Origin of the sequence: Streptococcus oralis, assembly GCF_019929365.1 — a bacterium.
GTDB classification, from domain to species: domain Bacteria; phylum Bacillota; class Bacilli; order Lactobacillales; family Streptococcaceae; genus Streptococcus; species Streptococcus oralis_BT.
Genome location: NZ_JAHZPH010000001.1, coordinates 526,981 through 548,436, shown reverse-complemented (window position 1 = coordinate 548,436; position 21,456 = coordinate 526,981). Strand labels below are relative to the sequence as shown.

The 21,456-nt window shown below is 40.0% G+C and carries 16 protein-coding genes, 2 pseudogenes and 1 other annotated feature; of the genes and pseudogenes, 16 read left to right on the top strand and 2 right to left on the bottom strand.

Going from position 1 to position 21,456, the window contains the following annotated elements:
* The first annotated feature begins 8 nt into the window (after positions 1-8).
* From K1I53_RS02770 to K1I53_RS02760, 3 genes are read left to right on the top strand one after another with little or no spacing between them, the layout of a single operon-like run.
* A complete protein-coding gene (locus tag K1I53_RS02770; RefSeq protein ID WP_223328128.1) occupies positions 9-2,183 on the top strand; it encodes a LicD family protein in 2,175 nt (724 codons plus the stop codon).
* 42 nt (positions 2,184-2,225) lie between these two features.
* Positions 2,226-3,038, top strand: a complete 813-nt coding sequence (locus K1I53_RS02765; protein WP_223328126.1) for a LicD family protein — start codon at positions 2,226-2,228, stop codon at positions 3,036-3,038.
* A gap of 36 nt (positions 3,039-3,074) precedes the next feature.
* Complete coding sequence (locus K1I53_RS02760) at positions 3,075-5,600, top strand: MBL fold metallo-hydrolase (protein WP_223328124.1); 2,526 nt, start codon at positions 3,075-3,077, stop codon at positions 5,598-5,600.
* A gap of 47 nt (positions 5,601-5,647) precedes the next feature.
* Here K1I53_RS02760 and K1I53_RS02755 read toward each other — a convergent pair whose 3' ends face one another.
* A complete protein-coding gene (locus tag K1I53_RS02755) occupies positions 5,648-7,126 on the bottom strand; it encodes an oligosaccharide flippase family protein (RefSeq protein ID WP_223328122.1) in 1,479 nt (492 codons plus the stop codon).
* A gap of 122 nt (positions 7,127-7,248) precedes the next feature.
* On the opposite strand from K1I53_RS02755, the gene mecA reads away from it, so the two are divergent.
* From mecA to K1I53_RS02705, 10 genes are all read left to right on the top strand, one after another.
* Positions 7,249-7,989 (top strand): adaptor protein MecA, encoded by a 741-nt coding sequence (gene mecA / locus K1I53_RS02750; protein ID WP_223328119.1) that lies wholly within the window; start codon positions 7,249-7,251, stop codon positions 7,987-7,989.
* 147 nt (positions 7,990-8,136) lie between these two features.
* Entirely contained in the window at positions 8,137-9,423 is a 1,287-nt protein-coding gene (locus K1I53_RS02745) for a homoserine dehydrogenase (RefSeq protein ID WP_223328117.1), read from the top strand.
* A 1-nt stretch (position 9,424) separates the two neighbouring features.
* Positions 9,425-10,294 (top strand): homoserine kinase, encoded by an 870-nt coding sequence (gene thrB / locus K1I53_RS02740; protein WP_223328116.1) that lies wholly within the window; start codon positions 9,425-9,427, stop codon positions 10,292-10,294.
* Positions 10,295-10,544: 250 nt separating this feature from the next.
* Positions 10,545-11,483, top strand: coding sequence for a peptide-methionine (R)-S-oxide reductase MsrB (gene msrB, locus K1I53_RS02735; protein WP_223328114.1), 939 nt, complete (start codon positions 10,545-10,547; stop codon positions 11,481-11,483).
* 59 nt (positions 11,484-11,542) lie between these two features.
* Positions 11,543-13,267 (top strand): ABC transporter ATP-binding protein, encoded by a 1,725-nt coding sequence (locus tag K1I53_RS02730; RefSeq protein WP_223328112.1) that lies wholly within the window; start codon positions 11,543-11,545, stop codon positions 13,265-13,267.
* A 1-nt stretch (position 13,268) separates the two neighbouring features.
* Positions 13,269-15,017, top strand: a complete 1,749-nt coding sequence (locus K1I53_RS02725) for an ABC transporter ATP-binding protein (RefSeq protein ID WP_223328110.1) — start codon at positions 13,269-13,271, stop codon at positions 15,015-15,017.
* Positions 15,018-15,279: 262 nt separating this feature from the next.
* Complete coding sequence (locus K1I53_RS02720; protein WP_223328109.1) at positions 15,280-16,539, top strand: TRZ/ATZ family protein; 1,260 nt, start codon at positions 15,280-15,282, stop codon at positions 16,537-16,539.
* 62 nt (positions 16,540-16,601) lie between these two features.
* Positions 16,602-16,737: a sequence feature (ribosomal protein L10 leader region), on the top strand.
* 38 nt (positions 16,738-16,775) lie between these two features.
* Positions 16,776-17,276 (top strand): 50S ribosomal protein L10, encoded by a 501-nt coding sequence (gene rplJ / locus K1I53_RS02715; RefSeq protein ID WP_001287274.1) that lies wholly within the window; start codon positions 16,776-16,778, stop codon positions 17,274-17,276.
* A 74-nt stretch (positions 17,277-17,350) separates the two neighbouring features.
* Positions 17,351-17,719 carry a 50S ribosomal protein L7/L12 gene (gene rplL / locus K1I53_RS02710; protein WP_001196964.1) on the top strand — a complete coding sequence of 123 codons (369 nt, stop codon included), beginning with the start codon at positions 17,351-17,353 and terminating at the stop codon, positions 17,717-17,719.
* Between the two features lie 372 nt (positions 17,720-18,091).
* Positions 18,092-18,655 carry a hypothetical protein gene (locus K1I53_RS02705; RefSeq protein WP_223328107.1) on the top strand — a complete coding sequence of 188 codons (564 nt, stop codon included), beginning with the start codon at positions 18,092-18,094 and terminating at the stop codon, positions 18,653-18,655.
* Positions 18,656-18,675: 20 nt separating this feature from the next.
* Here K1I53_RS02705 and K1I53_RS02700 read toward each other — a convergent pair.
* Positions 18,676-18,996: pseudogene (locus K1I53_RS02700) on the bottom strand (NADP-specific glutamate dehydrogenase); the annotation flags it as partial.
* Here K1I53_RS02700 and K1I53_RS02695 point away from each other — a divergent pair.
* The 3 genes and pseudogenes from K1I53_RS02695 to K1I53_RS02685 form a co-directional block, all read left to right on the top strand.
* Positions 18,977-19,791: pseudogene (locus tag K1I53_RS02695) on the top strand (DUF2268 domain-containing protein); the annotation flags it as partial. The pseudogenes K1I53_RS02700 and K1I53_RS02695 sit on opposite strands and share 20 nt — an antisense overlap.
* Before the next feature lie 62 nt (positions 19,792-19,853).
* Complete coding sequence (locus tag K1I53_RS02690) at positions 19,854-20,222, top strand: EXLDI protein (RefSeq protein WP_223328105.1); 369 nt, start codon at positions 19,854-19,856, stop codon at positions 20,220-20,222.
* A gap of 213 nt (positions 20,223-20,435) precedes the next feature.
* Positions 20,436-21,440: an NADP-dependent oxidoreductase gene (locus K1I53_RS02685; protein WP_223328103.1), complete on the top strand. Its 1,005-nt coding sequence runs from the start codon at positions 20,436-20,438 to the stop codon at positions 21,438-21,440.
* Positions 21,441-21,456 lie beyond the last annotated feature (16 nt).

The following is a 21,456-nucleotide window of genomic DNA, read 5'->3' as shown; positions in this document are numbered from 1 at the left end:
AGTTGAAAATGAATTTTTCAAAAATGGATGAATACTTTGAAAAATCAAAACTATGGATTGCATATCTGTTTGTTTTCATTTCGATTTTAAGTATGAGTTCACTGGTTTATAAGGTAGCAAATCCAATCTATAAGGGATTGTCAGCGATTGTTGTACTTTATATTTGCTACACATTGTTGTTTAAGTGGAAACAGATTACAGTAGATCGAAAGTTTTTGGCCTTATTTGGCTTGTTATCTGGGAGTCATCTGCTATCGGCTATATTCAATCGCTCTGGACATTTGATTGGGAATGTGATTGAAATCCTTTTCATGGTAACCTATGTTTTATTATTTACCATGTTACAATCGGGTCAGCTTAAAAAATTATTTGACTGGATTGCCTATACGGTTCAAATTGTATCTTTTTCTTCAGCAATTTTTGCGTTTGGTCTATTGGTAAGTAGAGTCCTTATCCTATTTAAGATTGGCGAACAATCTTATTACTATGGTGTCATGAATGGACGTCTGTGGGGGATTGTTAATCCTAATGCTAGTGCGATATTTTCATACATTAGCATTATTTTGGCCATGTATTTGATCCATAAAGGAAGTAAATATTCTGTTTATCTTAAACTGAATAATCTGATTCAATTAGTATACTTTGCTACTATGCAAAGTAGAGGAGCCTTACTTTCTTTACTCCTCATGATTGGACTCTATAGTTTCTTTGCCACTAGAGGAAGTATCCTTAAACGATTCCTCACTTTTATAGTTGCTGGTTTGCTGATTACTGCTGCTAATATTGGATTGAGCTATGCAACTTCAATTTATATCTCATCTGAAACCGCGACTGTTTTTGACTTAAACAAAGGACAATCCTACGCTGAGACAGATTCGTCTGTTACCAAGAAGAACAGTGAACTCCATCTAATTGAAACAACACCAAGTGGTAGAACCTATATATGGAAAAATGCCATCAAGATGGGAAGTGCCAAACCAATTTTTGGTTATGGTGTACGGAATGTTCCAGATTACTATACAGAATATTTCAGTAAATTCGAGATTCAAAACTCCCTTATCGGTGGGAATTTCCATAACATTTTTGTGACCATATTTGTCAGTTCGGGAGTTCTAGGCTTGGTATCCTTCCTTCTTATATTGGGTTATGTCATCAAGCGCTTTTTAACGTATTTGATTGTTTCCAAGAAAAATACTGATAAATTGATTATGATCCTTTTCTTTGGTATCTTGTTTGGTCAATTATTTGAGAGTCAGATTATGTATTCAACCAACTTTATTAATATCATCTTCTGGTTAGCAATTGGCTATGGACTCGTAGTCTGCAAACGGGATGAAGGAGTTCGGTACCAAGAAGTAACAGATGTCAGTGAAATTCAACAGATGGAACTTGGAATCATGGAGTATATTCATGAAGTTTGTCAGAAAATTGGTGTCAAGTATTTCTTAGCATATGGAAGTCTAATTGGTGCGGTTCGCCATAAAGGTTTTATCCCTTGGGACGATGATATGGATATCTGCATGCTAAGAGAAGATTATGAGAAACTACAAGATTACCTTATCGCTAACCCTGATGAACGTTATGAAGTCATGTCTTATAAAAATAATCTCAACTATGTCTATCCTTTTATGAAAGTGCAGGATAACCATACCTACTTGCTCGAAGAAGATGTACGAATTGATTCCAATATGGGAATTTATGTGGATATTTTCCCTGTAGATGGTTATGAAGATGATGCAGATTTTAAAAACAGGATGACGAAACTCATAAAGAAACGTCAATTGAGTTGTTACACTTTTAAAGGAATTACCAACACGAAAAGTCTACTAAATTCTTTAATTCGTTATATCTCTGTTGTCATTTTCTATTTCACAAATACGAATAAGTATGTTGAGCAAATTGATGAGCTTGCTAAATCTAGAGCAGTTGCTGACTACGAGCAAGTTGACTATTTGATTTACAAGGATATGAATAAGCCAGTTTGGAAACGTGAGTGGTTAGAACAAGTGATTGTGGGAACATTTGAAGGTAAGGAATTTATGATTCCAAAACACTACCATGAAATTTTGACCTCTGACTATGGGGATTACATGCAATTGCCCCCTCTTGAACAGAGAGTATCTCACCATGATTTCAAACTGTGGAAAATCACTAAAAGTTCTAAGCAAGCAAATCGCAGTTAAAAATCGTTTAAAAAATTAGTCAAAATTAGGAGAATAGAAAGTATGTCTGAGAGAGTTTTAAGTCTTGAAGAAATAAAACAAGTGGAGTTGGATATTTTAAAGTATCTACATGAACTATGTGAAAAGCATCAGATTAAATATTTTATTGATTTTGGAACCTTACTAGGAGCTGTCCGCCATAAAGGATTTATCCCTTGGGATGATGATACGGATATTTCTTTGGCGCGAGATGAATTTGAAAGGCTTTATCAGGTTTTAAAAAATGAGAATCATCCCTACTACAAATTGATTTCATTTAGGGAGACAAAAGGCTATCCTTACAGTTATATGCGTGTTCATGACATTCGAACACGTAGAGATGCCAATCTTCTGGACCCGACAGTCGTATTGGGAACTTGCGTTGACATTTTTCCATACGATGGTGTCGTGACGGAGGAAAGTGATTGTAAGAAAATGAAGCTCTACAAACATTTCATCCGCCTTTCTTCTTTGAATTTCAAAGGAATTAAATCGGAAAATGGGGGGATAAAAAATCTGCCTCGTTATATTGGATCAGCTATTTTTCGCCTAAGTTCTCCACAAACTTGGAATCAAAAATTAGAGAATCTTGCCTTGAAATATAGTGTAAATCAAGCCACAGATCTTACCTGTACGATATTTGATCCAAGCTTTCCAGAGGGAATCAAAAAAGAATGGCTCTATGATCTGATTGATATGCCATACGAAAACATCGTAGTGAAGGCTCCGAGAAAATACCATGAAATTCTTGTCTACGAATTTGGAGCAGATTATATGACTCCACCGCCTGTTGAACAACAGATTCCAGGAACTGATAAGAATTATTGGATTGATTAGTAAGAGATTGTTTTCATCGAGAAAGGAGTATTCAAGATGAAGAATAAAAAATTAGTTAAATCAGTCAGTTATAGTTTATTTGCTTTCCTTTTTGTGTTGATTGGTTTATCACAACAAGTTAATGCAGACACCATTACTGCTGGTTCAGGCAATCGTATCCATTTCATAAATACTAAAGCAAAATCTGGGAGTGATGCTATCCTTCTGGAAAGCAATGGTCATTATGCCTTGATTGATATGGGGGAAGATTATGACTTTCCTGATGGGAGTGATCCACGTTATCCAAGTCGTTGGGGAATTTCCATGAGAAATTATCAAGTCTTGGAAGACCGTTTGATTCGCCATCTTGATCAGATTGGTGTTAAAAAATTAGATTTTATTATAGGAACTCATGTCCATAGTGACCATATTGGTGGAGCGGACGAAATACTCAATCGATATCAAGTCGGTAAGTTTTATTTGAAAAAATATTCAGATGATCGGATCACAGCAAACTGGGGACTATGGGATAATCTTTTCAATTATGATAATGCTTTGAGAGCCGCACAAAAACGAGGGGTTACTCTTATTCAGAATATTACAGATGAGGATAGTCACTTTAAATTAGGTGATATGGATATCCAACTCTACAACTATAAGAATGAATATGATGCTGATGGTAACCTGAAAAAAGTTCGAGATGATAACTCAAACTCAATCGTTTCAGTGGTGACTGTGGCAGGAAAGAGAATCTATCTTGGTGGAGATTTGGATAATGCCGAAGGAGCGGAAGATAAGTTAGGTCCTGTTATCGGCAAGGTTGATATGATGAAATGGAACCATCATTATGATGCGACAATTTCAAATACGATTAATTTTCTTGAAAACCTATCTCCAAAGATGATTATTCAAACAACTGGTGGTGATATTAATGTTGCTTCAACCAGAGAATATCTCCAAAAGAAAAATATTCAAGTTCTCAGAGCTTCTAGTCAAACTCAGGATGCAACTGTTTTTGATATTAGTGATAGCGGATTTGCTAATGTTTCTAATCTCTTCCCTGACATCCCTGTAGTTGACGAAAAATGGTATCAAGAAGGTGGCTACTGGAAATATCGTTTAGCAGATGGAGAAATGGCTATCGGTTGGAAAGAGATTGGCGGAGCCACTTACTTCTTTAATGGAAAGGGGCAAATGCAGGCAGGTCGCTGGCTTCACCTTAATGATGATTGGGGAGAAAATGCTAAGGGGAATGATTACTATCTCAACTCAAATGGTAAAATGCAAATAGGCGGTTGGTTCAAGCTGGATGGTCATTGGTATTATATCCAATCAAATGGTGCTAGACGATTTAGTGAGCTTTCTGAAATTGGAGGGAAGAAATATCTCTTTGCAGCAGATGGAAAGATGCTAACAGGACATCAAGTCTTTAATGGCAAGAAGATGTTCTTTGCAGACAGTGGTGCACTCCAAACAGCAGGTAATCCTTCAACTTGGCAAAAGATTGATTCAGATTGGTATTTCTATGATGAGGATGGGCTAAAGACCATCGGTAAAAAGAATATCAACGGAAGCACATACTACTTTAATCAAGAAGGTGTCATGCAAACTGGCTGGGCCTTTGTTGATGGTCACTGGAACTATTTTGCAAGTTCTGGAGCTATGAAAACTGGCTGGGTCAAGGATCAGGATACTTGGTATTATCTGGACAAAGATGGTATCATGCTCACTGGAAAACAAGATATAAATGGTACTCGTTACTACTTGAACGCTAGTGGTGCCATGCAAACGGGTTGGAGATGGCTAGAGAACAATTGGTATTACTATGCGAACTCAGGAGCTATGAAAACAGGCTGGATTAAGGATAATGAGAAATGGTATTATCTAAATCAAGATGGTATTATGCAGACTGGAAAACAAGAAATCAATGGTACGCGTTACTATTTGAATACCAGCGGTGCCATGCAAACAGGCTGGCAGTGGCTTGATAAACACTGGCATTACTACGCTGACTCAGGAGCTATGAAAACTGGTTGGTTGAAGGATCAAGGAACATGGTATTATCTTGAAGATCAGGAAGGTATCATGCTGGTCGGTTTCCAACAAGTAGATGGTAAGCAGTATTACTTTAGTGCATCAGGAGCAATGCAAACAGGCTGGAAATGGTTTGATAATCATTATCGTTACTTTGAAGCAAATGGAGCTATGAAAACAGGTTGGATAAAGGATAAAGGAATCTGGTATTATCTCAATCCTGAAGATGGTATCATGTTGGTTGGCCTTCATAAAGTAAATGGTGATCATTATTACTTTGATGAATCAGGAGCTATGCAGACCGGTTGGAAACGAATTGACGGTAATTGGTACTATTTCCAAACAGATGGTTCCTTGTTGAAAAATGCCACCACACCAGATGGTTATAAGGTAAACGAGGAAGGCATTTGGAGACAGGCTGTTGCTGCTGTCAATGGCGATGCAGTCAAGCCAGAACAGAAACAAGAAGCTAATTCCTCTATTGCTGAACAGCCAAAACAAGATTCAAATCTAGAAGCCAACGCTTCGGAAAAGAAAGAAAAAGAATAAAAGAAACACCCTACTAGTAAACGCTCGTTTATCAGTAGGGTGTTCTTTTAGTTTCTTTTGATCTTAGCTAATACTAGGTTCAGTGCATAGTGAAGTGTTTTATCCTTAGCGATAAAAAGCGTCAAGAGATAGTAGATTCCACAAGTAGCTATGGTAGAAAGAACCATGAGGATCATGTTGAGGTTCACTGTATAGGAACTGATTTGGAAAATCATCTTGAAAATATAGAAGATCGGGATAAATCCAAGGGATATGAGACCATAACGTGTTAAGGTCATAAAGATTTCTTTTAAATTGATTAGTTGGTGTTTCCTAATAAAATGAATTTCTAAGAGAACAACGATGGCTTCTGCAATAATGGTAGTGGCAATATAATACTCAGGGGCAAAAATATTATTGATATATAAGATACAGTTGAAGAGGAGATTTGCGCCACCACCAGCAAAGTAGAAAGCAGTCAAGCGGTTCTCGTGGTCATTGATAAAGATAATTTGCTTACCAAGAATCAATTCAATAGCCCAGATAATGGTTCGAAAGGCGAAGACGCTAGTCACGATACCTGCTTCAAGATACTTTTCAGAAGAGTAGATAACCGTTGCGTACTTTCCTAAAATCATAATTCCGAAACTAGTTGGAATCATGAGAAAATAGAATAAGGATGCCGCTTGATTTACAAGATAATTATAAGAATTGTAATCCTTTTTCCCAAGGTAGTAGCCGAGACGTGGAATGCTGACACTGATAGCTCCACTTAAGACACCAGCAATCAGCATGACGATGCTATAGGCAATTGTATAATAAGAAATATAGTTTTCATCTGGTCCCTTGGTGATAAACATTCTATCTAGCAAGGTATAAAGCATATTGGCATTTGCCAAGAGAAGCATAGTAAAGAGTGGTTTAGAAGCCTTAGCTAACTCAATGAAACCAATTTTAACAAAAGAAACTTCTCTCTTGATCCAAAGAAAACTAAGGAGGTAGTTGAGGATAGTGGTCGCAGTCATGACGATAGCATAAGGAACGATATCATCAGCCGTTTTAACGAAGGCAAAGATAGCGACCAGCATGGTAATCCGAATAATCAATGTCTTGTAAAGGATAAAGGCATAGTTTTCATAGGCCTCATTCATCCATTCGATATTGAGGAATTGGAAGAGAGCCTGGGCCCCTAGGATGTAGTAGAGGACTTTCAGGTTCTCAATGCTGGTGTCAAAGAAGATAAAGAGGAAGTAGATACCAGTCGTCAGGAGAGAGGTGAAAATCGAGATATAAAACAACTTAGAAAAGACGTAGTTGATTTTATTCTTATCGTCCTTGACCTTACTGATAGCTCGAATCCCGTAGTTGTAAATCCCAAAGGCAGCTAGTGGAATAACGAAACTTGCCCAGGTATTGGCGGTATTGAAATAACCGTAGTTGGATTTGCTGAGGATTCTCGTCAGATAAGGGTTGGTTATCAGCGGAAAAACGATATTGAGGATATTGACCAGCAAGCTAGCCAATGCATTAACTTTTATATTTTTCATTGAACTTTCTTTCTTAAATGTAACATTATCTCTAGTATTATATCACATTCCAGCTTCATTCTTTTGATAAAATCGTAAAAATCTAGTATAATAGATAGACTGAAAGTATGAGGTTACTAGATATGAAGATGAAACAAATTAGTGATACAACACTGAAAATCACGATGACTTTAGATGATTTGATGGATCGAGGAATGGAGATTGCGGACTTTCTCGTTCCTCAGGAAAAAACTGAAGAGTTTTTCTATGCTATTTTAGATGAACTGGAAATGCCAGACAATTTCTTGGACAGTGGCATGCTGAGTTTCCGCGTGACGCCAAAACCTGATAAGGTCGACGTCTTTGTGACCAAGTCCAAGATTGACCAAAATCTAGATTTTGAAGATTTGGCGGACCTACCTGACATGGAAGAATTGGCCCAAATGTCACCGGATGAATTTCTCAAAACTCTGGAAAAAAGTATCGCAGAAAAGACCAAGGATGATATTGAGGCTATCCAATCTCTAGAGCAGGTCGAAGCAAAGGAAGAAGAGCAAGAGCAAGCGAACAAGGAGACGGAGAATAAGAAAGAACCTTATATCTACTACATCCTGCGCTTTGCAAGCCTTGCTGACCTAGTGGCTTTTGCTAAAACAGTGACTTTTGAGATGGAAACATCTGAACTCTATAAGATGAATGACCACTATTATTTGACAATTTTAGTCGATATTGAAAATCATCCAAGTCCATACCCAGCTTGGCTCTTGGCTCGTATGCGTGAGTTTGCAGATGACAGTGACATCAGTCGTTCCGTTTTGCAAGAGTATGGGCAAATCTTGATTAACCACGATGCAGTTCTAGGTCTGCAAAAGATTAATTCATAATTTTTAAAATCAATTTTCATTTATCAAGAAAGACGAATCACATGATTCGTTTTTTCTTTTCTATCTATAAATAGTGGTTTTCTTGGATAGGAATTTTCGAAAAATTCTGTTATAATGGCTATATCAGAAAATTTCTAGGAGACAAACATGACAGTTAAAATTGCTTTACTTGGATTTGGTACCGTTGCAAGTGGTGTGCCATTCCTACTAAAGGAAAATGGAGAAAAAATCGTTCAGTCAGCTCATTCAGAGATTGAAGTAGCCAAGGTATTGGTCAAGGATGAAGATGAAAAGAACCGCTTGCTTGCAGCAGGGAATGACTTTAACTTTGTGACCAATGTAGATGATATTTTAGCAGACAAAGATGTTACTATTGTAGTGGAATTGATGGGGCGTATCGAACCAGCTAAAACCTTTATCACTCGTGCCTTAGAAGCTGGGAAACACGTTGTTACTGCTAACAAGGACCTTTTGGCTGTCCATGGTGCAGAATTGTTAGAAATCGCTAAAGAGCATAATGTAGCACTTTACTACGAAGCGGCAGTTGCTGGTGGTATTCCAATTCTTCGTACTTTGGCAAATTCATTGGCTTCTGATAAAATCACGCGCGTTCTTGGTGTCGTTAACGGAACTTCCAACTTCATGATGACCAAGATGGTCGAAGAGGGCTGGTCTTATGATGATGCTCTTGCGGAAGCACAAAGACTTGGATTTGCAGAAAGTGACCCGACAAATGATGTTGATGGGATTGACGCAGCCTACAAGATGGTGATTTTGAGCCAATTTGCTTTTGGTATGAAGGTTGCCTTTGATGATGTAGCCCACAAGGGGATCCGCAATATCACGCCAGAAGACGTAGCTGTAGCCCAAAATCTAGGCTATGTAGTGAAATTGGTAGGTTCTATCGAGGAAACTCCTTCAGGTGTTGCTGCAGAAGTGACTCCAACTTTCCTACCTAAAGCGCACCCACTTGCCAGTGTGAATGGGGTAATGAACGCCGTCTTTGTAGAATCTATCGGTATTGGTGAGTCTATGTATTACGGACCAGGTGCGGGTCAAAAACCAACTGCAACAAGTGTTGTAGCGGACATTGTCCGTATCGTTCGTCGCTTGAATGATGGTACTATTGGTAAAGACTTCAACGAATATAGCCGTGACTTGGTCTTGGCTAATCCAGAAGATGTCAAAGCTAATTACTACTTCTCAATCTTGGCACCAGACTCAAAAGGTCAGGTCTTGAAATTGGCTGAAATCTTTAATGCTCAAGATATTTCCTTCAAGCAAATCCTCCAAGATGGAAAAGAAGGTGACAAGGCGCGTGTAGTGATTATCACTCATAAGATTAATAAAGCACAACTTGAGAATGTTTCAGCTGAGTTGGCCAAAGCTTCAGAATTTGACCTCTTGAATACCTTCAAGGTGTTAGGAGAATAGGATGAAGATTATTGTACCTGCAACCAGTGCCAATATCGGGCCTGGTTTTGATTCGGTCGGTGTAGCTGTAACCAAGTATCTTCAAATTGAGGTCTGTGAAGAACGAGATGAGTGGTTGATTGAACACCAGATTGGTAAATGGATTCCCCATGACGAGCGTAATCTCTTGCTTAAGATTGCCTTGCAAATTGCACCTGACTTGAAACCAAGACGCTTGAAAATGACCAGTGATGTTCCCTTGGCGCGTGGTTTGGGTTCTTCTAGCTCTGTTATCGTTGCTGGGATTGAACTGGCCAACCAACTGGGCAATCTCAACTTATCTAACCACGACAAATTGCAGTTAGCGACTAAGATTGAAGGACATCCTGACAATGTGGCTCCAGCAATTTACGGTAATCTCGTTATTGCAAGTTCCGTTGAAGGTCACGTTTCAGCGATTGTGGCAGACTTCCCCGAGTGTGATTTTCTAGCTTATATTCCCAACTATGAATTACGCACTCGCGATAGCCGTGGTGTCTTGCCTAAAAAATTGTCCTACAAGCAAGCTGTTGCAGCTAGTTCAATTGCCAATGTGGCGGTTGCAGCCTTGTTAGCAGGAGACATGGTGACAGCTGGACAAGCAATCGAGGGGGACCTCTTCCACGAGCGCTATCGTCAAAGTCTGGTCCGTGAATTTGCGACGATTAAGCAAGTAGCCAAAGAGAATGGTGCCTATGCGACCTATCTCTCTGGAGCCGGACCGACAGTGATGGTCTTGGCTTCTCACGACAAGATGCCAGCGATTAAGGCAGAATTGCAAAAGCAATCTTTTAAAGGCAAACTTCATGATTTGAAAGTTGATACCCAAGGTGTCCGTGTAGAAGCAAAATAAAGAATAAAAGATAGGATGGGGAAAGTCTTGATTAAAGGGCTTCCTATCCTTTTTTTGAAAAGAAGTTTATACTCAATGAAAATCAAAGAGCAAACTAGGAAGCTAGCCGCAGGCTGCTCAAAACAGTGTTTTGAGGTTGTGGATAGAACTGACGAAGTCAGTAACCATACCTACGGTAAGGTGACGCTGACGTGGTTTGAAGAGATTTTCGAAGAGTATTAGTTAAAAACTTGATAAAGGAGAAACAAAGATGGCAGAAATTTATTTAGCAGGTGGTTGTTTTTGGGGCCTAGAGGAGTATTTTTCACGAATTTCAGGCGTATTAGCAACCAGTGTTGGCTACGCTAATGGGCAAGTCGAAACGACTAATTATCAGTTACTCAAAGAAACAGACCATGCAGAAACGGTTCAAGTGATTTATGATGAGAATACAGTATCACTAAGAGAGATTTTACTTTATTATTTCCGAGTCATCGATCCTTTATCGATTAATCAACAAGAGAATGACCGTGGTCGCCAATATCGAACAGGTATTTATTACCAAGATGAAGCAGACTTGCCAGCCATCTACACAGTGGTGCAGGAGCAGGAGCGCATGCTTGGTCGAAAGATTGCAGTGGAAGTGGAGAGACTTCGCCACTACATTCTGGCAGAAGATTACCACCAAGACTATCTCAAGAAAAATCCTTCGGGTTACTGTCATATCGATGTAACTGATGCTGAAAAGCCCTTGATTGATGCATCAAATTATGAAAAGCCTAGTCAAGAAGTGTTAAGGGAAAGTTTGTCAGCAGAGTCATACCGTGTCACCCAAGAAGCTGCTACAGAGGCGCCATTTAGCAATGCCTATGACCAAACCTTTGAAGAAGGGATTTATGTAGACATCACGACGGGTGAGCCACTCTTTTTCGCCAAGGATAAGTTTGCCTCAGGTTGTGGTTGGCCAAGTTTTAGCCGTCCGATTTCTAAGGAATTGATTCATTACTACAAAGACCTGAGTCATGGAATGGAGCGAATCGAGGTTCGTTCTCGGTCAGGCAATGCTCACTTGGGTCATGTTTTCACAGATGGTCCTCAGGAATTAGGTGGCCTGCGTTACTGTATCAATTCTGCATCCTTGCGCTTTGTAGCCAAGGATGAGATGGAAAAAGCAGGATATGGCTATCTATTACCTTACTTAAACAAATAAAACTGAGAGGGTGGGGCTTCCCACTTTCTTCATTTCTAGAATATGAATAGAAGGGATTTATGAAACACTTACTATCTTACTTCAAATCCTATATCAAAGAATCGATTTTAGCACCCTTGTTTAAGCTACTAGAAGCTGTTTTTGAGCTCTTGGTTCCCATGGTGATTGCTGGAATTGTTGACCAGTCCCTGCCTCAGAGAGATCAAGGGCATCTATGGATGCAGATTGGCCTGCTCCTTATCTTTGCAGTGATTGGCGTTTTAGTGGCCTTGGTAGCCCAGTTTTACTCAGCCAAGGCAGCGGTTGGGTTTGCCAAAGAATTGACAGACGACCTTTATCGTCATATTCTTTCCTTGCCTAAGGACAGCAGAGATCGTCTGACAACTTCTAGCTTGGTGACTCGCTTGACTTCGGACACTTACCAGATTCAGACTGGTATCAATCAATTTCTGCGTCTCTTTTTGCGAGCGCCTATTATCGTTTTTGGGGCTATCTTTATGGCCTATCGCATTTCAGCTGAGCTGACTTTCTGGTTTTTGGTCATGGTTGTCATTCTGACCATTGTCATTGTGGTGCTCTCACGACTGGTCAATCCTCTCTACAGTAGTCTCAGAAAGAAAACGGACCAGCTGGTTCAGGAAACGCGCCAGCAATTGCAAGGGATGCGAGTTATTCGTACTTTTGGACAAGAAAAACGAGAGTTACAGATTTTTCAAACCCTTAACCAAGTTTATGCTAGATTGCAAGAAAAGACGGGTTTCTGGTCTAGTTTGTTAACACCTCTGACCTATCTGATTGTCAATGGAACTCTTCTTGTCATCATCTGGCAGGGCTATATTTCAATTCAAGGAGGTTTACTCAGTCAAGGTGCCCTGATTGCCCTTATCAACTACCTTTTGCAGATTTTGGTGGAATTGGTTAAGCTAGCTATGCTGATCAATTCCCTCAACCAGTCCTACATCTCAGCCAAGCGAATCGAGGAAGTCTTTGACGAGGCTCCCGAAGATATCCATTCAGAATTAGAACAAAAGAAAGTTATCAGCGATAAGGTTTTGCAAGTCAAAGAATTGACCTTTACCTATCCTGATGCGGCCCAGCCTTCTCTGAGAGACATTTCCTTTGATATGAAGCAAGGGCAAATCCTTGGTATCATCGGAGGAACTGGTTCTGGTAAATCAAGCTTGGTGCAAGTCTTACTTGGACTTTATCCAGTAGATAAGGGAAGCATTGACATTTATCGAGATGGATGTAGTCCTCGTAATCTTGAGCAGTGGCAGTCTTGGATTTCCTACGTGCCCCAAAAGGTCGAACTCTTTAAAGGAACTATTCGTTCCAACCTGACTTTAGGTTTCAATCAAGAAATATCTGACCAGCAACTCTGGCAGGCTTTGGAGATTGCGCAAGCTAAGGATTTTGTCAGTGAAAAGGAAGGACTTTTGGATGCCCAAGTTGAGGCAGGAGGTCGAAATTTCTCTGGCGGACAAAAACAAAGGCTGTCTATCGCACGAGCAGTATTGCGCCAAGCTCCATTTCTCATCTTAGATGATGCGACCTCGGCCCTCGACACCATTACCGAGTCCAAGCTATTGAAAGCTATCCGAGAAAATTTGCCAAATACAAGCTTAATCTTGATTTCTCAACGGACTTCGACACTTCAGATGGCTGACCAGATTCTCCTCTTGGAAAAAGGTGAGCTCCTAGCTGTTGGCAAGCACGAGGAATTGATGAAGTCCAGCCAAGTCTATCGTGAAATCAATGCATCCCAACATGGAAAGGAGGACTAGCATGAGACGACAAACTGCAAACCAGACGCTCAAACGTTTGACCATAGATTTAGCAAGCCATCCCTTCCTCTTTTTCCTAGCCTTTCTAGGAACTATTGCCCAAGTTGGCTTATCAATTTACCTACCTATTCTGATTGGGCAGGTCATTGACCAAGTTCTCGTGGCTGGTTCTTCACCAGTTTTTTGGCAGATTTTCATCCAGATGATCTTGGTGGTAATAGGAAATACTCTGGTACAATGGGGCAATCCTCTTCTTTATAATCGTCTAATCTTCTCTTATACTAAAGATTTGCGAGAGCGAATTATCCATAAGCTCCATCGTTTACCGATTGCTTTTGTGGATCGGCAGGGCAGTGGAGAGATGGTTAGTCGTGTAACCACAGACATAGAACAGCTGGCAGCCGGCTTGACCATGATTTTTAATCAATTTTTCATTGGTGTCTTGATGATTTTGGTTAGTATTCTAGCCATGCTTCAAATTCACCTCCTCATGACCCTGTTGGTCTTGCTGTTGACGCCACTATCCATGGTGATTTCACGCTTTATTGCCAAGAGATCCTATCATCTCTTCCAAAAGCAAACAGAGACGAGGGGCATTCAGACTCAGTTGATTGAAGAATCGCTTAGCCAGCAGACTATTATCCAGTCCTTCAATGCTCAGGAAGAGTTTATTCAAAGACTGCACGAGGCGAATGCCAACTACGCAGGCAATTCTCAGTCAGCCATCTTTTATTCATCAACGGTTAATCCTTCAACTCGCTTTGTCAATGCGCTCATTTATGTTCTTCTAGCTGGAGTGGGAGCTTATCGTATCATGATGGGGTCAACCTTGACTATTGGGCGTTTAGTGACCTTTTTGAACTATGTTCAACAGTATACTAAACCTTTTAACGATATTTCTTCAGTGCTAGCTGAGTTGCAAAGTGCTCTCGCTTGCGCAGAGCGCGTCTATGCTATCTTAGAAAGTCCTGAGGTAGCTGAAACAGGTAAGGAAGTCTTGACCAGTGACCAAGTCAAGGGAGCTATTTCCTTTAAGAATGTTTCTTTTGGATACAATCCTGAAAGGATCTTGATTAAGGATTTGTCTATCGATATCCCAGCTGGTAGTAAGGTAGCCATAGTTGGTCCGACAGGTGCCGGAAAATCAACTCTTATTAATCTCCTCATGCGTTTTTATCCTATTAACTCGGGAGATATCTTGTTAGATGGTCGTTCCATTTACGACTATACCCGAGCATCGTTGAGACAGCAGTTTGGCATGGTGCTCCAAGAAACCTGGCTCAAGCAAGGAACCATTCATGACAATATTGCCTTTGGAAATCCTCAGGCCAGTCGGGAGCAAGTGATTGCTGCTGCCAAAGCAGCCAACGCAGACTTTTTCATCCAACAGTTGCCGCAGGGATACGATACTAAGTTGGAAAATGCAGGAGAATCACTATCTGTCGGTCAAGCCCAGATCTTGACCATCGCCCGAGTCTTTCTAGCTATTCCAAAGATTCTTATCTTAGACGAGGCGACTTCTTCTATCGATACACGGACAGAGCTGCTAGTACAGGATGCCTTTGCGAAACTCATGAAGGGGCGCACAAGCTTTATCATTGCTCACCGTTTGTCAACTATTCAGGATGCGGATTTGATTCTAGTTTTGGTGGATGGTGATATTGTTGAGTATGGCAATCATCAGGACCTCATGGCTAGAAAGGGCAAGTATTACCAAATGCAAAAAGCTTCAGCTTTTAGCTCTGAATAAGCCATTTCTATCTATTTTAAAGTCTTAATGACACTAAAAGTTGCCTTCGGGTGACTTTTTTGTTACAATAGCTAGAAAAATTGTTCACTGTAATACTCAATAAAAATCAAAGAGCAAACTAGGAAGCTAGCCGCGGGCTACTCGAAGCACTGCTTTGAGGTTGTAAATAAGACTGACAAAGTCAGTCACATATACCTACGGCAAGGTGAAGCTGACGTGGTTTGAATTTCGTATAAATTGTCTTATAGAAAAGGAGCCTATAATGAAAGTCTATCAGCATGTAAATATCGTGACTTGTGACCAAAATTTCCATGTCTATTTGGATGGTCTCTTAGCTGTTGAAGCATCTAAAATCGTCTATGTTGGTCAAGAGAAGCAAGAAATTTTAGAGCAAGCTGAGCAGATTATAGACTATCAGGGAGCCTGGATCATGCCTGGTTTGGTCAATTGCCACACCCATTCTGCTATGACAGGTTTGAGAGGGATTCGGGATGACAGCAATCTCCATGAATGGCTCAATGACTATATCTGGCCAGCAGAAGCAGGATTTACTCCCGACATGACTACCAAGGCGGTCAAAGAAGCTCTAACGGAGATGCTCCAGTCAGGGACAACAACCTTCAACGATATGTATAATCCCAATGGTGTGGATATTGAGCAAATTTATCAGGCAGTTAAGGCTTCCAAGATGCGTTGTTATTTCTCACCGACCCTCTTTTCTTCAGAGGCAGAAACAACTGCTGAGACCATAAGCAGAACACGAGCCATCATAGAGGAAATCTTAGGATATGAAAATCCAAATTTCAAGGTTATGGTAGCGCCACATTCTCCATATAGCTGTAGTAAAGATTTGCTGGAAGCGAGCTTAGATATGGCAAAAAAGCTGGACATTCCCATCCATATCCATGTAGCGGAGACCAAGGAAGAGTCAGGAATTATCCTCAAACGCTATGGCAAACGTCCCCTCGCCTTTCTAGAAGAACTAGGTTACTTAGATCATCTATCTGTCTTTGCTCACGGGGTCGAACTAAACGAGCGGGAAATTGAACGTTTAGCAACTTCTCATGTGGCTATCGCCCATAATCCTATTAGTAACCTCAAACTGGCCTCAGGGATTGCTCCAATCATCCAACTGCAAAAAGCAGGAGTAGCAGTCGGAATTGCGACTGACTCGGTAGCTTCTAATAACAATCTAGATATGTTTGAGGAAGGACGGGTAGCAGCCCTTCTTCAAAAGATGAAAAGTGGAGATGCCAGCCAGTTTCCAATTGAAACAGCCCTCAAAGCTCTGACGATAGAAGGTGCTAAGGTTCTTGGAATGGAAGAACAGATAGGAAGTCTGGAAGTTGGCAAGCAAGCAGATTTTCTGGTCATCCAACCACAAGGAAAAATCCATCTCCAACCTCAGGAAAATATGCTCTCTCACTTCGTTTATGCAGTCAAATCCAGTGATGTTGATGATGTTTATATTGCAGGAGAACAGGTTGTCAAGCAAGGCAAAGCTTTGACGGTAGAGATTTAAAAAAATTTCAAAAAAAGTTTGTAAAAATCTTGCATTCTTTTTTTGTCTATGCTATACTTATATACGGTTTGAAAAAACTGCCTAAGACAGTAGGGGAGCTCGACTCATAAATATCCTACCGAGGACAAAACGTATCATGTAAAAAGAAGCGTATTGTACTTTCGTGTCTAGGTTTGGGCGCGTTTTTCTTTTGGAAAAATTCCCCAAGCAAAATAATTACGGAGGTGAACACACTAATGAGTGAAGCAATTATTGCTAAAAAAGCGGAACTAGTTGACGTAGTAGCTGAAAAAATGAAAGCTGCTGCATCTATCGTCGTTGTTGACGCTCGTGGTTTGACAGTTGAGCAAGATACAGTTCTTCGTCGTGAGCTTCGTGGAAGCGAAGTTGAGTATAAAGTCATTAAAAACTCAATCTTGCGTCGTGCAGCTGAAAAAGCTGGTCTTGAAGATCTTGCATCAGTATTTGTTGGACCATCTGCTGTAGCATTTTCTAACGAAGATGTTATCGCACCAGCGAAAATCTTGAACGATTTTGCTAAAAACGCTGAAGCACTTGAAATCAAAGGTGGTGCAATCGAAGGCGCTGTCGCATCTAAAGAAGAAATCGTTGCTCTTGCAACTCTTCCAAACCGCGAAGGACTTCTTTCTATGCTCCTTTCTGTACTTCAAGCGCCAGTGCGCAACGTTGCTCTTGCAGTCAAGGCGGTTGCAGACAACAAAGAAGACGCAGCTTAATCTTAAGCTACGCAGCGTAGCCTAGCTACGGAAAAACTATTATAAAATTAAAAACTTATTTGGAGGAAATAACAATGGCATTGAACATTGAAAACATTATTGCTGAAATTAAAGAAGCTTCAATCCTTGAATTGAACGACCTTGTAAAAGCTATCGAAGAAGAATTTGGTGTAACTGCAGCTGCTCCTGTAGCTGTTGCTGCAGCTGGTGCTGCTGACGCTGGTGCTGCTAAAGACTCATTTGACGTTGAGTTGACAGCTGCTGGTGACAAAAAAGTTGGCGTTATCAAAGTTGTACGTGAAATCACTGGTCTTGGACTTAAAGAAGCTAAAGAACTTGTTGATGGTGCACCAGGTGTCATCAAAGAAGGCGTTCCAACTGCAGAAGCAGAAGAAATCAAAGCTAAATTGGAAGAAGCTGGAGCTTCAGTTACTCTTAAATAATAGAGAAACTACATTAGTAGCTTAAAAACATGATTAAACCGCTATTCTTAGGAGTAGCGGTTTTTCTTTATAATTGAAAAGAGAAAATTTATAAAGTGTCTCCAGTTGTTCCATAAGATTTTCATCATAAAGTTCTGGAGTTTGATTAGAGAACCATGTCAATCAAACTCCAGCGCTCGATAAAGCGATGATGTATCTGTGGAAGGAGATTATGTTTGCTAAGGTATTTTTTGCAGAAATAGTGGTACAATATCCTTAGGATAGTTCAAAATTTATCTTGGCTAGGGGAAAGGGAGATTGAACTCCCTGATGCATCCGTCTTAGTATGGGATTAATGTTCTATAAAAAGGAAATGTTATAAAGGTGATATTGATGGAAAGATATGAATTTACAGCGACAACAGCAAAATCAGATATAATAATTGGTGTCCTTTTTCCCATGTTCCTCATGCTTCCTGTATTGGGAATACAGTTGGCTGTATTCTATTTAAAACTGAATGATTTTTTTAAATCACAACTTCTTTTTCTTTATATGATAGTATTAGTGTTTTTTTGTATTAGTTTTCTTTTAATTAAAAAAATACAAGGTAGTCTAGTGAAGAATTTTGTCGTAGAATTATCTGGAAGAAATATTAGGATTTGGTGTAATGGAAAGGAGATTGTATCAGGAGAAGTTATTTTCTGTAGGATAAAAAATAAGGAGCCTAAACTGGGGGCGAGAGCCTTAAATGTAGACATAGACACCAAGGGGGATAATATTAAATTTCGAGTTCGGTCTAAGGAATATGAAAATTTATCATCTTCTACTTGGAATCCTCTCGGGACAAGCAAACCCTCTGATGTAGAAACGTTATTATCTTTGGCCCAAAAAATAAAAAATGCTATGGAAGAAGTTTTGATAGAAGATGAAGCTTCAAAAAAACCTCGATCGTTTTGATTGAGGTTTTAGCATATTTCTTAGACAATACCTTGGGCAATCATAGCGTTTGCTACGTTTTCGAAGGCAGCGATATTTGCTCCTGCAAGGTAGTCAGTACCAAGACCGTATGTTTCAGCAGTTGTTTTAGCTGTGTTGAAGATGTTTGTCATGATGTCTTTGAGACGTCCATCAACTTCTTCACGGGTCCATGAGAGGCGAAGGCTGTTTTGGCTCATTTCAAGGGCAGATACAGCTACACCACCAGCGTTGGCAGCTTTAGCAGGTCCGTAAAGGATTCCGTTTTCTTTGTAGACTTTAATCGCATCAAGGTCGCTAGGCATGTTGGCACCTTCTGATACGAAATACCAGACTCAACACATTCCTCTGAAAGCGAAGTATCCTGGAGGATTTGATGCCTTGTTCCTGCTTGGCTTTATGAATCAGTTGCTCGCAATTCTCTCAGAAAAGGATAGACCAGCTATCGACGCTCTGAGCTCTGATCAACTCTGGCAGGACTGCCAGGAAACCATCAAGAGGAGTATCGGTCTTTTTGAGCAAGCTGGCTATGATTTAGAGGTTGAGGATTACCATTTTACTATTCTATTGGGCAACCCTGAAAAGGCCATGTTACAGCTCAATAAGGATTATAGCGGAGATGGTGGAATTCCAGGTTATCTCATGCTTAGTCTGCTACCGAATGACTATACTTTGCCACGTGTGCAAGCGGCGCTGGCCCACGAGTGCAATCATAATGTCCGCTTCCAATTTATCAAATGGAACCAGCAGACGACATTAGCAGACTGGGTAGTTAGTGAGGGGTTGGCAGAGTCTTTTGCAGCTGAGCTCTATGGCAAAGTTCTCATTAGTCCTTGGGTTACTTCAATCAGTCCAGAGCAGTTAGAAGAGATTAAGCGCATCATCTCAAGTCAGCTTCAGCTAACAGGGATGGCGGAAATGGCACCATATCTCTACGGTGATGAAATAGCTAAGATACAGGGTCAGATACCAGTTGGAATGCCTTATGCTGCGGGCTATGCCTATGGTTATCATCTAATACAAGCTTATCTGAAAAAGACTGGTAAAAGAGCATCATTGAGGCCACAGTAACACTGACTGAAGAGATTTTAGAGGCGACTAAAGACTTTTGGAAATGACACTTTTGCTTGAAAATCTGCCAAAACTTGATATAATGTAGGTGATTTCTGGAGGTGATAGTATGCATTATAAAAGAATTGAATTAAAAGTCACAAATCAAGGTATTCATGAGCGCAAGATTTTTCAAGGTGTTAAGATTTTCAGTCGTAGCAAGTTATCCAAAGATCAGAAAATCATTCTGACGCAGAAGCTTTACCTGACACCGAAGCAGAACATTGTTTACTATCAACGGAAAGATATCAATTATGACCAGAACTGGCATCATCATAAGGACTATTATGAACTAACTTTTGGTCATATAGATAGAGAGACTGTTTTTAAGGTTTGTCAAGATTTTGACGAACTAAGTCCTTTTCTGGAAAATGAGCTGCTTGAGAAGCTAAAAGAAAAGCAGTCAACAGGCAAATTTTTTGAAAAATTAGATATATAAAAATCCGGCTGCTTTTATAAGCAGTCGAATTTCTTTGAGTTATAGTTTGATAATTTTTCATAAGGGAAAATAGATCTATTTTTATCATGAACAGCTAACTTAGTTAGAAGTTTTGGAAACAGTATAGTTGACATCTATGGGGAATAAGCATATAATCAAGAAAAGTGATTGAGTGCTCACTCAATTTTGTAGATGTGTAAAGGAGTTCATACAATGGTTGTTCAAGCAATACAATATAGCCGTTTCGGTGATGAAGAAGTGTTAGATTTAGTGAACATTAAATCTGATTCTTTGAAAGTGAATCAAGTTAGGATAGAAGTTCATGCTGTTGGTTTAAATCCTATTGATTATAAGACTTTTGAAGGTGCAAAGCCACTCCGATTTTTATCTTTTATGACAAAACTAAGGAAGCCAAGTCGTTGGTTTGAGTCAAAATCATCTCTTTTTCCAAGAGGTGTTGGTCGGGATTTTGCTGGAGTTATCACAGAAATCGGTGAAGGAGTAAGTAGGTTTGCAGTAGGGGATAAGGTTTTTGGAACAATGATCAGTGACCCTGGATTAGGCACCAAGAGGGGAGCTTTGGCAACAGAAATTTGTGTCAATGAATCAGAAATTGTGTTGAAGCCAGAGATGATTGATATGAACCATGCAGCTACTATGGGTGTAGCCTCTCTAACTGTGGGAGGTGCTTTTAGAAAGATTGAGCTAAACTCTAAAGATGTTGTAGTTATTTCAGCAGCAGCAGGAGGTATTGGAAGTATCGCAGTACAGTATGCGGTTGCTAAAGGTGCGACAGTTATTGGAATTGCGAGTAAGAAAAATTCAGATTATCTGAAGTCCTTAGGTGCCATACCAGTAGCTTACGAAGAGAACATCAAGGATGCTCTTCTATCAGCAAGTCCCAAGCCAATTACAAAATTCTTGGATTGCTATGGAAGTGATTATGTTAAATTGGCTTTCAGTTTGGGATTGAAGGGCACGGCCATTGGAACGCTAGTACCTTCACCATATGTTATGATAAAAGGTGCCCAGTTCACAGGTCCGAGACATTCCACATATGATGATTTGAACACTCTAGCGGAAATGGTCTCAGATGGGAAGGTTCGGCTGAATATTGATCAGGTTTATGATTTTTCTCTAAAGTCTGTTAGAGAGGCATATCGTAGTCTGAAGTTGGGACACACTCGAGGTAAGAAAGTCGTAAAAGTAAGAGAGTAGCAGAGAGGGGCTAGCA